Consider the following 14,266-nt stretch of genomic DNA (forward strand, 5'->3'; position numbering starts at 1 on the left):
GTAAGATTAAAAAGTGATATCAACTCCCGATAAAATGAATCTGCTGCGCGGATAAGCGGCATAATCTACACCAGGTGTTAAAGGATTTCTTCTTGTATTGGCTTCAGGATCGTATCCCGAATATCCTGTAATGGTAAACACATTATTCATGGTGAAATACAATCTGAAATTGGAAAGCCCGAGTTGTTTGGTAAAGTCTTTTCCTAGAGAATACCCGATGGTCAGGTTATTCAGACGAAGAAAAGAACCGTCCTCAATAGCATACGAATGAAGGAAATAAGCACCTGCCGGCGGAGTCCACATAGTAGTATTGGCATTCAGCGCAGCTAAGGCATTAGGATCATTTACTTTTACGCCGTTATCATCAAACCATCTCCATCGGTCAGCAACTTCTGCAAGCATGTTGTTGTCCCTGTAAAGATATTGGTTAGAGTATTCAATTTTGTTGGCATTGTAGACTTTATTTCCAACCGAGAAATTAAACATTACACTCATATCCCAGTTTTTATAGCGGAAAGTCTGATTAAATCCACCATAGAATTTCGGCTGGGCACTTCCGAGGTCGGTCATGTCATTGTTATCAATCACACCATCTCCGTTGAGGTCTTCCAGTTTCAGATCTCCGGGTTGTACAGGTCTTGCTCCGTTGGCCGCCGCAGCAGAACTTGCAATGCCTGCTTTCAGGGTATATACCTGTGTTGTCGGGTTATAATCAAAATCATTTATTTCATATCTGCCGGCTGTTACATATCCCCAATACGTACCAACAGGTTTTCCCACTTGTACTAAGAAATCATTCAGGTTATTCTGCCATCCGGAAGGAAACAGGTAATAGTTTGCACTTGCAGAAGCACTGCTTCCTAAGCTTTTGATGGTATTTCTGTTGGATGAAATATTGGCATCTATCTTCCATGTGAAATTATCATTGCTGATAACTGTGCTTCCTACAGAAACTTCAATTCCTGTATTGGTAGTGCTTCCGGAATTCTGATATTGGTATTCATAACCTGTAGTCTGTGGAATTTTTGCCAGTAGTAGAAGGTCTTTTGTATCGGTTTGATAGACATCAACTGAGCCGTATACTTTTCCTTTAAATAATCCGAAATCCAATCCTGCATTTGCTGAAGCTGCGGATTCCCACTTTACATTTCTGTTGGACATGATATTACCCGTCGTTGCTCCGGGGGTTACATTTGTTCCGAAAGCATAGCCGTAATCTGAGGATGTGGTGAAAAAAGTATCATATAAGAACGCTTTAATTCTGTTATTTCCGGACAGACCGTATCCTGCTCGCAATTTTAGTTCGCTAACAACCCGGCTTTCCTTTAAGAAATTTTCTTCATTAATCTTCCATGCAACCGAAGCCGCCGGGAAATATCCCCATCGGTTTCCGGGACCAAATGTACTTGATCCGTCTGCTCTCATGGAGGCTGTTACAATGTATTTATTTTTGAAAATATAGTTTGCTCTTCCGAAAAAGGATACGATCCTGTCTGGCAATACATCTGCTTTAGGATTATCCTGAACTAAGCCTGAAGGCGGATTGGCCGACTGGATATTGGCAAATGCTTCCTGAGCACTGATGGATTTCGGAAGCCATTTGATATTCATGGTTAATGATTCGGCATCAGTTTTCACCGTTTCCTGTCCCAGTAAGAAATCGACTTTATGATTGCCGTAAGTTTTCCTGAAATTCAGTGTATTGGTGTTGGTAATCCTTCTCGATTGCGTTTTGCTTAAAAAGACCACCGGCTGATCGTTATTCTGTCTTGCAAGGCTGGTAACGACTCCCGAGAACTGATTTACAAATTCATCTCTCTGCACATATCCGATTACACTTCTAAAAGTAAAGTCTTTATTGATCTTATATTCAATAACACCGTTCAGCAGGAGATCATTTCTCCCGTTTTCTTTCACTTCATTATCAGCAAGGATAATAGGATTTACAAGATTGGTTTCATTGGCAAATAAAGGATCGAATTCATCAATATTCTGGGCTGGTCCTCCTTCAAAAGGCTGATACCTCACGGCATTTCTCAATCGGTTGGTACTTTGTGAACCTGTCGCTGAAGTTCCTGCACCAAAAATGGTCTGTCTGCTGTATCTTGCATTCAGTGTCATACTCAGCTTTTTAGAAAGATCATAGTCATATTTGAAATTGGCCATGTTTCTTTTAAACCCTGAACCGATCATGATACCATCTTCCTGAACATTGTTTAATGATAATGAGAACGAAGAATTTTCTGATCCTCCCGTTACAGCTACATTGTGTGTAAAGTTGAAGGCTTCTCTTCCAAAAACTTCATCCTGCCAGTCAATTTTCTTGATATTACCATAATTTTTTCTGATATCCTGAAAGCTGCCGTATCTTGTATTAAAAGCATCGATGTCTGTCTGAACACCCCCTTTGTTGTAGATTTCATACTGATACAATACGTATTGATACGGATCAAGGACATCAATTGTATTCTGGATTGACCTTACTCCTAAAAATCCGTTGTAATTAATTGACGTCTTGGCCCTTTTACGGCCGCCTTTCGTTGTGATCAAAACCACACCATTGGCACCTCTGGCTCCGTAAATGCTGGTAGAAGACGCATCTTTCAGCACCTCTATTGATTCGATTTCTTTTGGTGATAAAATGGTAAGTGCATTATCCATTTGAACCCCGTCCACAATATAAAGTGGAGCATTGCTGCCGGTAATGGAGTTTCCTCCTCTGATCACAATATCTACATCTGCGCCCGGAGATCCTTCACTCAGGGAAACCTGTACACCGGCAAGCCTTCCCTGGATGGCTTCCGCAGCATTGGTAGAAGGCATATCCTTTATGGCGTCCGCCTTTACAGACGACACGGCATTGGTGACATCCTTTTTAGAAACCTTGGTATAGCCTACCAAAACTACCTCGTCAATCTTGGTCTCCTTTTCCTTTCGGGTTTCTTTCTCTTGAGCCATAGCAAGGACAGGAAGTAGAAAGGCAGTTAGGTATAACCACTTTACTGATTGTACTTTTTTATCCATTTTGTATCCTTATAGTTTTAATTTTTGGTTGAAAGTTTTTTCAATCTTTGTTTTTGTTGGTGGATTTTAAGTATTCTATTTTTTAGTGGAAAATATTTTCAAAAAATTGACGCTTATCACTGTGCAATCGATTGCGTAATTTTTCATAACAAATATCTTGGCTTCTAAACTAATATTATTTTCCAATATGCAAAGAAAAAAATATTATTTTTTCATTAATTCGATCTGAAAAATTATTAAGAATAAAGAAGTATTGATTAATTATTATTATTTAGTTTATTGAAAATCAATTAAATATAAAAATAATATGATATGTCTTCATACAGTAAAAAATAACAAATAAAATTTAGGATATTTAAATTTAATCTTAAAATTTAATTAAAATATCAGTCCTTTTAACGGGAAAAAATTACCAAAATTAACAGCTGGAAATAAAATTTAAGGTTTTTTTCTGATTTTTGTCATCTTTTACCTGCAGTTTCATCGGCAATTATTTTATATGTATGATAAACCAATTATTTATGTGATTATGGAATAATTTTTATCATTTTATTAAATATTAATAGACGTAGTCTGCAATATTTTTTCTGTTACATTTTTTTTCATCTTTACGGGTAGCAATTAATTTCGGGCAGTATTTTATTTTGAAAAAGTCTTTAAATTTTTAAATTACATATAGAGATATAGTTTTAACATCATGTAAATCATTATTTTATAAATTTAAATTAAATTTTTGTTAAGAAATTAAAGAATAGTTATATATTTATCCCAAAAGTATTTCTATAAATTTTAGTGTAATTTTATGCAATCGATTACGCAATGTTTAACAGGTTTTGATAAACCGCAAAAAAGAAAATAAGAAGTATGGAAAAATCAGAATTTCGTTACGCCCATCATCCCGAAGATGTAAAAAAATATACTACAGAAGATCTCAGGAGGGAGTTTCTGATCAATGATTTGTTTAATGAAGACCAGGTAAAATTAGTCTATTCAATGTACGACAGACTTATTGTAGGCGGTATTATGCCTGCAACAAAAGCTCTGAAACTGGAACCGACTGACGATCTGAAAGCCCCTTATTTTCTGGATAGAAGAGAATTGGGGATTATTAATGTAGGAGGGTCCGGGAAAGTAACGGTAGACGGTGAAGTGTATGAGCTTGGCAACAAAGAAGCTTTATATATAGGAAAAGGTGCAAAAGAAGTGATTTTTGAAAAAGCTGGTGATGCACAGCCATATTTTTACATCAATTCAGCTCCGGCGCATCACCCATATCCGAATAAAAAGATCACAAAAAACGAAGCGGAAATTGTAGAGTTGGGTGAAGAGAAATATGCCAATAAACGTACGATCAATAAATTGATTGTGAATTCTGTGCTGGAAACCTGTCAGCTGCAGATGGGAATGACGGAACTTCATCCGGGAAGCGTTTGGAACACAATGCCTGCACATACTCATGCAAGAAGAATGGAGGCTTATTTTTACTTTGATCTTGAAGAAGGGCAGACAGTGAGCCACTTTATGGGGCAGCCACACGAAACCCGTCATATCTTTATGACCAACAGACAGGCTGTTTTGTCCCCGGAATGGTCTATCCATTCAGGAGTGGGAACTTCCAACTATACCTTTATCTGGGGAATGGCAGGAGAAAATATGGATTATGGTGACATGGACGGTATCAAAACTAACGAACTAAAGTAATTTTTCTAATGAATTTATTTGATTTATCCGGTAAAGTAGCGGTTGTTACAGGTGGTACTCACGGATTGGGAATGGCAATGGCAGAGGGCTTGGCTGCTGCAGGAGCAGAGCTGGCTATTACAAGTACTACGCCATCAAAATTAGAGGAAGCTTTAAACTATTACCATTCTAAAGGATATAAGGCCACAGGATATCTGTTTGATGTAACGGATGAACTGGAAGCTGCACAGAAAGTGGCTCTAATGGAAGCTACTCATGGAAAAATAGACATCCTTGTCAATAATGCAGGAATCATTAAACGCATTCCGGCGATTGATATGGAAGTAGAAGATTTCAGAAAAATAATCGATGTAGATCTTACGGGACCTTTTATCATGTCCAAATTAGTTGGAAAATACATGATCAAAAGAAAATCCGGAAAGATCATCAATATCTGCTCAATGATGAGTGAGCTGGGCCGCGACAATGTAGTAGCATATGCTTCTGCAAAAGGCGGTCTGAAAATGCTTACCAAAAACCTGGCAACAGAATGGGCAAAACACAATATTCAGGTGAACGGTATCGGTCCCGGATATTTTGCCACGTCACAAACAGAACCCATCAGAGTGGACGGACATCCATTCAACGATTTTATCATCAGCAGAACCCCGGAAGGAAGATGGGGGAATCCTGAAGATCTTGCAGGAACAGCTATTTTCCTGGCATCGGATGCAAGCAAATTCATCAATGGACAGATCATTTACGTTGACGGAGGGATTCTTGCGACCATCGGGAAACCTGCTAATGAATAACAACAGAATTACACGAGAATGAAACCTTTTATAACAGACAACTTTTTATTACAAAATAAATACGCTGAAGAATTATATTTCAGATTTGCCGAAAAGCAGCCTATCATTGATTATCATAATCACCTTATCCCTAAAGATATTGCAGAAGACACCGTTTTTGAAAATATTTCTAAAGTATGGATTGCAGGAGACCACTACAAATGGAGAGCCATGCGTACTTTAGGGGTAAACGAAAAATTCATTACAGGAGATTCTTCAGACAAAGAAAAATTCGAGGCGTGGGCAAAAACGGTTCCTTACACCTTAAGAAATCCTTTATATCACTGGACGCATCTGGAATTAAAAAGATATTTCGGAATCGATGAATTGCTGAATGAAAACAATGCCTCAGAAATTTACGATAATATCACGGCACAGCTGCAGACTCCCGAAAAATCTACCAGAGGATTATTGAAAATGATGAACGTGGAATCTCTGTGTACAACGGAAGATCCTACAGATACTCTCAATTATCATCAGGATCTCGCAAAGAGTGATTTTTCCATTAAAGTAAGTACCGCTTTTCGTCCTGATAAAGTGATTTTAATAGAAAACCACAATTTTGCAGATTACATCTCAAAGTTAGGTACATCTGCCGGAATTGAAATTAATTCTTACCAGACCTTATGTGATGCTTTATTGAAAAGAATTGAATATTTCCATGAAAACGGATGCAGGCTTTGCGACCACGGCTTGAATAATATTTCTTACGAGGAAGCTACGGAAGTAGAGGTAAATGCTATTTTTAATGATAAGCTGAACGGAAAAGTTATCGCTGAAAAGCAGGTAAACCAATTCAAGACGGCCATTTTATTATTCCTGGGTGAGGCATATCACCAGTTCGGGTGGGTTCAGCAGTTCCACCTGGGAGCGTTGCGAAATAATAACGAAAGAATGCACAGAATTCTTGGTCCGGATACCGGCTGGGATTCTATCGGGGATTTTGTACAGGCAGAAAATTTATCTAAATTTTTAAATGCACTGGACGGAAAAGATAAATTAACGAAAACCATTTTATACAATTTAAATCCTGCCGATAACGAAATTTTCGCAACCATGATCGGAAATTTCAATGATGGAAGCATCAAAGGAAAAGTACAGTTCGGTTCAGGATGGTGGTTCCTTGACCAGAAAGACGGAATGATCAAGCAGATGAATGCCCTTTCCAATATGGGATTGATCAGCTGCTTCGTCGGAATGCTTACGGATTCAAGAAGTTTTCTTTCCTATCCGAGACACGAATATTTCAGAAGGGTATTGTGCAACCTTTTCGGTGAAGAAATGAAAAAAGGAGAATTGCCGGACGATATGGAACATGTCGGAAAAATCATCTCGGACATCTGTTACCATAATGCTAAAAATTATTTTGATTTTTAAAATTTAAATAAAGAAGTCTCCTGCAGAGTAGCAAGCTCTCAGATTTAAATATTCTGCGTAATCAGCTAAATCTGCGAGGAGTAAAAAATAAATGTAACCCATTAAGAAGTTAAGTTTAATTAAATGAAATCATAGATTTTATTCAGCTAAAAAGTTTAAGCGAAGCTCAATTTGATTGTTCTTAACTCCTTAAAAAATCTTAATGGTTTAATAAATATATCTAAACCTACTTTGTGATCTTAGCTGAGTGAAATCGAAGATTCAACGTAGTCAGCATCTGGCGAACTTAAAAAATATAGATCAAGTTTAAAAGAAATCTTTGCCCCGTTGCGTTAAACAGATATTTAAAGTTAATTAAAACAATGAGCAACAAAATACTTACTTTCGGAGAAATCATCATGCGTCTCTCTCCACCCGGGAACAGAACGATGAAGCAGAGCCACGAAATAGAATTCTTTTTCGGCGGAACAGAACTCAACGTCGCATCTTCATTGGCAACGATGGGTTGTGAAGTAAGCCATGTAAGTGCTGTTTCAGATGATTTCGTGGGAGAATCGGCATTATCTTTTGTAAAAAGCTTCGGAATTGACACCCGTTTTATCTCTAAAAATGAGCATCCTCTTGGTTTATACTTTTTGGAAGTAGGCTCATCAGTCCGGGCGAGCAGAATTGCTTACAACAGATTAAACGGCTCTTTTGCCAATATTAAGCCAGATGAAATCGACTGGAATAAAGCCCTGGAAGGTTGCGGATATTTTCACTGGACAGGCATCAGTCCCGGTATTTCAGAAGCAGCGTATGAAGCACTGAAGAAAGGGTTACAAACGGCTCGTGAGCAGGGGATTGAGATTACAACAGATCCTGCTTACCGCTCCAATCTTTGGAAATACGGTAAAGCCGGAAATGAAGTGTTGAAAGAACTGGTTTCCCTGTCTACAATTTTCATCGGAGGAACCAATGAAATCAACGAAATTCTGGGAACACAGTTTTCATCAGATAAAGAAGGTTTTCTGCAGGCTTGTGAAGAATTGAAAAAGCAATGTCCTTCCATTCATAAAATTTTTGATAAAATTAGAATAGGTGTTACAGCGAGTTCTCAGCAAACGCAGGGAAGAGCTCTGGTTAACGGAAATTATTTTGAAACGGAATTGCTGGAGGTAAATCCTGTTGTCGATAGAATAGGTACAGGTGATGCCTTTGCCGCAGGTTTGATCTATGGCCTAATCAATTTCGATGACGAAAAAGCACTGAATTTTGCCAACGCCGCATGTGCTATCAAACATACTATTTTGGGTGATATCAATTACTCCAGCGCAGAAGATATTCTGGAAGTAATGTCCGGAAATTCAGGAGGAAGAATAAAAAGGTAAGAACCCCAGCCCTGTTAGAGCTCAAAGCTCTAACACGGCTCCCAACTTTGCCACTTCGCATTAAAAACAAAAAGAAAATGACAAAAATTCAGACTATTACCAACGCCATCATTAATCAGGGAATTTTACCGCTGTATTATAATGCTGATGAAACGGTAACTATAGAAATACTGAGATCACTTTACAAAGCAGGAATCCGTGCAGTGGAATACACAAGCCGTGGCGAAGCAGCGTTAAGCAATTTTACCAAAATGGTAGAAATTCGTAATGCTGAAATGCCCGAAATGCTTTTAGGAATCGGAACCATTAAAAATCTACATCAGGCAGAAGAATATGAAAAAGTCGGAGCTGATTTTTTCATCAGTCCCGGTTTTGTAGCTGACGTTGCTGCATTCCTGATTCCGAAAGATATATTATACAGCCCCGGTTGTATGACCCCTACGGAAATCATTGAAGCGGAGAGCGCTGGCGTTACGTTCATTAAACTATTTCCGGGCAATGCGTTGGGGACAGGTTTTATGAATGCCATAAAAGATGTGTTCCCGAATCTTAAATTTATGCCGACGGGCGGGGTAGATACAACTAAAGAGAGTATTGAAAGCTGGTTCAGAGCCGGCGTTTCTGCAGTGGGAATGGGAAGTAAGCTTGTAAGCAAAGAACTTATGGCAGCAAAAGAATATGCAGCCATTGAAAATGAAACAAAGAAAGTTCTGGATATTATTCAGGCTTTAAAATAATGATTAATAAGCTAAATACTTTGCGATCTTAGCTGAGCAGAGCGCCTTTGCGAACTTAAAAATAGTTAGTAGTCAAAAAAACTTCGCGGACTTTGCGTTAAAACAAATACCATCATTAATAAAAAAACAAAAAATAACTAATTCAAAAAAACTAATATGAGTTCAGTTAAATCTCTTAAACCGAGTAAATTCAGATGGACGATTTGTACATTGCTGTTCATTGCTACAACCATCAACTATCTGGATCGTCAGGTTTTATCATTAACGTGGAAAGATTTCATCGCCCCGGAATTTCACTGGAACAATAACGATTACGGAAATATCACTGCGCTATTCTCTATTTTCTATGCTTTGGGAATGCTTTTCGCAGGAAAATTTGTCGATTGGATGGATACCAAGAAAGGATTCCTCTGGGCTATTGGAATATGGTCTGTAGGAGCCGTTTTACATGCTTTCTGCGGTATCGCTACATCAGGAATTCTTACCGGGAACTGGCTGGCGGGTTTTCACGGATCAAAAGAACTTATCGCAACCGTTTCAAATACTTCAGCCATTATCAGTACCAGTGTAACCCTGTTTATATTTGCCCGTTTCGTGTTGGCCATCGGGGAGGCAGGAAACTTTCCGGCAGCTATTAAAACTACGGCAGAATATTTTCCTAAAAAAGACAGGGCCTTATCTACCAGTATCTGGAATGCAGGAGCCACAGTCGGAGCGTTGGCAGCACCCATCACCATTCCTTTCATTGCAAAATCAATGGGTTGGGAATGGGCATTTATCATTATCGGTGCATTAGGTTTTGTATGGATGGGACTTTGGGTATTTTATTATAAAAAACCGCATGAGCATCATAAAGTAAACGAACATGAGCTTAACTATATCAATCAGGATCAGGAAGATGTGCCTGTTGAAGAAAATGCCGTGCGGGCAGATGAAAGAAAATTCACCTTCAAAGAATGCTTCAGCTACAGACAGACCTGGGCATTTGCTTTCGGAAAATTTATGACAGACGGCGTCTGGTGGTTTTTCCTGTTCTGGACTCCGGCATATTTAAGCTCGGTGTATCAGATGGATTCCACACAAAGCGCATTCCCCTTATTTGTCCTTTACATGATAACTTTATTGTCCATCATTGGAGGATGGCTTCCGAAATATTTTGTAGAAAAAAAAGGAATGAATGCCTATAACGGAAGAATGAAAGCGATGCTGATCTTCGCATTTTTCCCGTTGTTAGCTTTGCTGGCTCAGCCGTTGGGTTCCGTAACCTACTGGATTCCTGTTTTAATCATTGGTATTGCCGGAGCAGCACACCAGGCATGGTCTGCCAATATCTTCTCCACAGTGGGCGATATGTTCCCGAAAAAAGCCATTGCTACGATTACAGGAATCGGCGGAATGGCAGGAGGAATCGGATCTTTTTTAATCAATAAATCTTCAGGGCTTTTATTTGATCACGCTCATAAAGCATGGTCAACCGTAGACGGTGTTCCGTTATTGGAAAAATATCCTCAATATGTAAACGAAAGATTACCGGACGGCTTCTTCGAGCAACTGGAAAAATCAGGAGCAGTTGTAGTCGATGGAATTGACAAAGGATACATGATCATATTTTCAGTTTGTGCGGTAGCCTATTTAATAGCCTGGGCAGTGATGAAAACTTTAGTTCCTAAGTATAAAGTAATAAAATAAATTAAACCTATAAGGTTTCCAAAACCTTATAGGTTTGAACAACATAAAGAATTATAGGTATTTCGTTGAGTAAAAGTTTATGCTGAGCCTGCCGAAGTAACTTGTGAACTTAAAAATATACATCAAGCATTAAAAAAATCTTTGCGGACTTTGCGTTAAAAAACATCCTGCACCAAGATTTAGCAGAATTAAAAACACAATTTAATTCAAATTAGAAAAATGGAAAATCAGATAAAACAAAAATTAAATCGTGAATTAAATAATTCTCAGGAAAAGCTTCCCGTTAAAATTGTACAGTTTGGAGGCGGAAACTTCATGAGAGGATTTACCGATTATATCATTGATACATTAAATAAAGAAGCAGGATTCAATGCAGGAATCGTAAACGTTCAGCCTACACCCAACGGATCGGTTCATAAGCTGCAAGAGCAGGACAATCTTTACACGCTTTTCACGAGAGGGATTAAAAAGGGCGAAATCATAGATAAGAAACAGGTCATTTCTGCCATTCAGAAATCCATTAATCCTTATACCGATTACGATCAGTTCTTAGCCCTGGCAAAAGAAGAAGAATTGGAATTTGTCTTTTCAAACACCACGGAAACCGGGATTGCTTATGATGAAACCGAAAATTCATACAACGGTCCGCACAAAAATTTCCCTGCGAAAGTAGCGGTTTTGCTTCATGAAAGATTCAGGCATTTCAATGGAGCGGCTGATAAAGGATTGAGAATCATTCCATGTGAGCTCATTGAAGATAATGCATTTGCATTAAGAGATATCATCATTAAATATGCCCGGCTGTGGAACCTGGAAGACGGTTTTGTACAATGGGTAAATGAAAACAACTATTTCCACAATACACTGGTCGACAGGATTGTTCCCGGTTACCCGAAAGATGATGTGGAAACATACGAAGATCAGCTGGATTATGAAGACCGGATGATGGTTGTTTCAGAATGTTTTCTGCTTTTTGTCATTCAGGATGCCGGAAATCTTATGGAGAGAATTCCATTTAATAAAATCAATGAGCAGATTTTAGTCGTTGATGATATTCAGCCGTACCGTTTGAGAAAAGTAAGAATCCTGAATGGCGGCCATACTTTAATGCTGGCTCCGGCGATCTTATCAGGAAAAGAAACGGTAAAAGAATCGATTGATAATCCATTTGTCGGAAAGTTTTTGAGTGATGCCATTTTTAATGAAGTCAACCCAACCTTAGGCTTGGATGAAACCGAACTGAAAGATTTTGCTGAAGAAGTGTTCGACCGTTTCAGAAATCCGTTTATCAAACATTATCTGGCAAGTATCGCGCTGTACTTCGTGTCCAAATTTAAAGTAAGGGTATTGCCAAGTTTATTGACATACGTGGAAGATAACGGAAAATTGCCGCTACATCTTACCTTTTCTTTGGCCTGTTTAATCAGGTTCTACCAGGGAAGCTTTGGCGCAAAATCGCTTCCGTTGAATGACGAAGAGGCAATCATCGCTAAATTCAGAGAGATCTGGAAAAATGAGGACTATGAGAAAGTCGCAGAATCAGCGCTTTCTGAAACTTCATTCTGGGACATCAATCTTACTCAGGTTGAAGGTCTGAAGTCAGCCGTTGCCAAAGCATTGTATGAAATTGATCACAATGACATCGAAACGGCTTATAACAATTTTGTAGCATTCAATTCTTAAAATCATGCAGAAGAAAGTACTGAAAGTAAATTCCAAAGACAACGTTATTGTAGCGCTGCTGGATTTGCCTGCCGGAGAATCGGTACATCTTGACGGTACAGAGTATACGGTTATAAAAGATATTAAAGCCAAACATAAATTCGCTGCCGTAGATTTTCAGGATGGCGACCATATTATCATGTATGGCGTAATCGTTGGAAAAGCCAATCAGCCGATAAGAAAAGGGGAGGTGATCACCACGGAAAATGTAAAGCACCAAAGTGCAAAAGTAGAAGGTAAAACGGCTACACTGGGCTGGAATCCGCCGAATGTAGACAAATGGAAAGACCGCACTTTTATGGGCTATCACCGTGAGGACGGACAGGTCGGGACGGAAAATGTATGGTTGTTCTTCCCTCTGGTATTCTGCGAAAACAAGAATATCGAAACCCTGAAAGACATATTTGAAAAAGAATTGCTTCACGAAAAAGCAAGCAAGCACCAGCTGTTGTTAAGGTCATTATTGAATGGCGGAGCAGAGACTGATGTGGCTGTGGAACAGGAAGAGCAGGATACAAGAATATTTAAAAATATCGACGTAAGATTCATTACCCATCAGGGTGGTTGTGGCGGAATCCGTCAGGATGCAGAAGCATTGGGACGGCTTTTCGCAGGATATGTCAACAATCCTAATGTTGCGGGCGCTACCGTTCTCAGTTTAGGCTGTCAGAATCTCCAGGTGCAGATCTTTATGGATGCCCTTCATGCATTGGCTCCGGATAACAAAAAACCAATCGTGGTTTACGAACAGCAGAAATCGGGAACCATTGACGAAATGCTGACCGGCGTGATTAAAGATTCTTATGAAGGAATAAAAAAAGCCAATAATATTGAAAGAAGACCTGCTCCTATCACCAAACTGAATATTGGTTTGGAATGTGGCGGTTCAGATGGTTTTTCGGGAATTTCCGCAAACCCTGTTTTGGGAGAAGTTTCCGATATTATGGCAGCCGTTGGCGGAACGACCATGCTTGCCGAATTCCCTGAACTGTGTGGAGTAGAGCAGGAGTTAGTGAACCGTTGTATCAACGATGAAGATGGTGTGAAGTTCCTTCAGCTAATGAAAGATTTTGAAAAATCCGTAGTCGCTGCAGGATCAGGGTTTGATATGAACCCGTCACCCGGAAATATCAAAGACGGATTGATTACCGATGCCATGAAATCCGCAGGCGCAGCCAAAAAAGGCGGTGCCGCACCCATCGTAGAAGTGTTGGATTTTACGGAATACGCGACAAAACCCGGACTCAATCTTCTGTGTACTCCCGGAAATGATGCCGAATGTACGACCGCGTTAGTCGGATCAGGAGCAACAGTCGTTCTTTTCACAACAGGCCTCGGAACACCCATGGGGAATCCTATTGCCCCTGTGGTGAAGATTTCTTCCAATACCGCATTGGCAGAGAAAATGCCGGATATTATTGATTTTAACGCAGGAACTGTGATCAGCGGGGATAAAACCATTCCTGAAGCGGCAGACGAGCTGCTCGAATACATTATCAAAATAGCAAGCGGCGAGGTCAAAACCAAAGCCGACTTATTAAATCAGAATGATTTCATTCCTTGGAGACGTGGGGTCTCCTTGTAATGGGTTAGTTATATTAAATATTAGGGTTGAAAATGCTTCCTGCTTCGGTGGGGAGCATTTTCTTTTATTGTTTTAAATTCAAATGCCACCCATCTTTTCGCACGATCGTGTACGTTGTAGTAGGGGCAAAGATTTCGCATGGCGAAGGGGATTTTTTCACAAATAATCATGTAATTTTGCTGTTATATCAGTAGGAACGGGCTTTAGCCCGTTTAATGGTGAGATATTACG

Annotated in this window: 9 protein-coding genes; 8 read left to right on the plus strand and 1 reads right to left on the minus strand. The window is 39.3% G+C overall.

Annotated features, from left to right (window positions below):
• Positions 1-6: 6 nt before the first annotated feature.
• The gene (locus HHL20_RS16715) at positions 7-3,024 is read right to left on the minus strand and encodes a SusC/RagA family TonB-linked outer membrane protein (protein WP_169232315.1); all 3,018 of its coding nucleotides are present in this window, start codon (positions 3,022-3,024) and stop codon (positions 7-9) included.
• An 864-nt stretch (positions 3,025-3,888) separates the two neighbouring features.
• On the opposite strand from HHL20_RS16715, the gene kduI reads away from it, so the two are divergent.
• The 8 genes from kduI to HHL20_RS16755 all read left to right on the plus strand — a co-directional run bounded on the left by kduI (position 3,889) and on the right by HHL20_RS16755 (position 14,035).
• Positions 3,889-4,725 carry a 5-dehydro-4-deoxy-D-glucuronate isomerase gene (kduI, locus tag HHL20_RS16720; RefSeq protein WP_169232317.1) on the plus strand — a complete coding sequence of 279 codons (837 nt, stop codon included), beginning with the start codon at positions 3,889-3,891 and terminating at the stop codon, positions 4,723-4,725.
• A gap of 8 nt (positions 4,726-4,733) precedes the next feature.
• Positions 4,734-5,516 carry a gluconate 5-dehydrogenase gene (locus HHL20_RS16725; RefSeq protein ID WP_169232319.1) on the plus strand — a complete coding sequence of 261 codons (783 nt, stop codon included), beginning with the start codon at positions 4,734-4,736 and terminating at the stop codon, positions 5,514-5,516.
• Positions 5,517-5,534: 18 nt separating this feature from the next.
• The gene (gene uxaC, locus HHL20_RS16730) at positions 5,535-6,932 is read left to right on the plus strand and encodes a glucuronate isomerase (protein ID WP_169232321.1); all 1,398 of its coding nucleotides are present in this window, start codon (positions 5,535-5,537) and stop codon (positions 6,930-6,932) included.
• A gap of 362 nt (positions 6,933-7,294) precedes the next feature.
• On the plus strand, positions 7,295-8,302 hold the full coding sequence (locus tag HHL20_RS16735) for a sugar kinase (RefSeq protein WP_169232323.1): 1,008 nt from the start codon (positions 7,295-7,297) through the stop codon (positions 8,300-8,302).
• 77 nt (positions 8,303-8,379) lie between these two features.
• Positions 8,380-9,039 carry a beta/alpha barrel domain-containing protein gene (locus tag HHL20_RS16740; RefSeq protein ID WP_169232324.1) on the plus strand — a complete coding sequence of 220 codons (660 nt, stop codon included), beginning with the start codon at positions 8,380-8,382 and terminating at the stop codon, positions 9,037-9,039.
• A 156-nt stretch (positions 9,040-9,195) separates the two neighbouring features.
• The gene (locus HHL20_RS16745; protein ID WP_169232325.1) at positions 9,196-10,728 is read left to right on the plus strand and encodes an MFS transporter; all 1,533 of its coding nucleotides are present in this window, start codon (positions 9,196-9,198) and stop codon (positions 10,726-10,728) included.
• A gap of 219 nt (positions 10,729-10,947) precedes the next feature.
• Complete coding sequence (locus HHL20_RS16750) at positions 10,948-12,411, plus strand: tagaturonate reductase (protein WP_169232326.1); 1,464 nt, start codon at positions 10,948-10,950, stop codon at positions 12,409-12,411.
• Positions 12,412-12,415: 4 nt separating this feature from the next.
• Positions 12,416-14,035 carry a UxaA family hydrolase gene (locus HHL20_RS16755; protein WP_169232327.1) on the plus strand — a complete coding sequence of 540 codons (1,620 nt, stop codon included), beginning with the start codon at positions 12,416-12,418 and terminating at the stop codon, positions 14,033-14,035.
• The last annotated feature ends 231 nt before the right edge of the window (positions 14,036-14,266 follow it).

Origin of the sequence: Chryseobacterium cheonjiense (assembly GCF_012927265.1) — a bacterium.
Lineage (GTDB): Bacteria > Bacteroidota > Bacteroidia > Flavobacteriales > Weeksellaceae > Chryseobacterium > Chryseobacterium cheonjiense.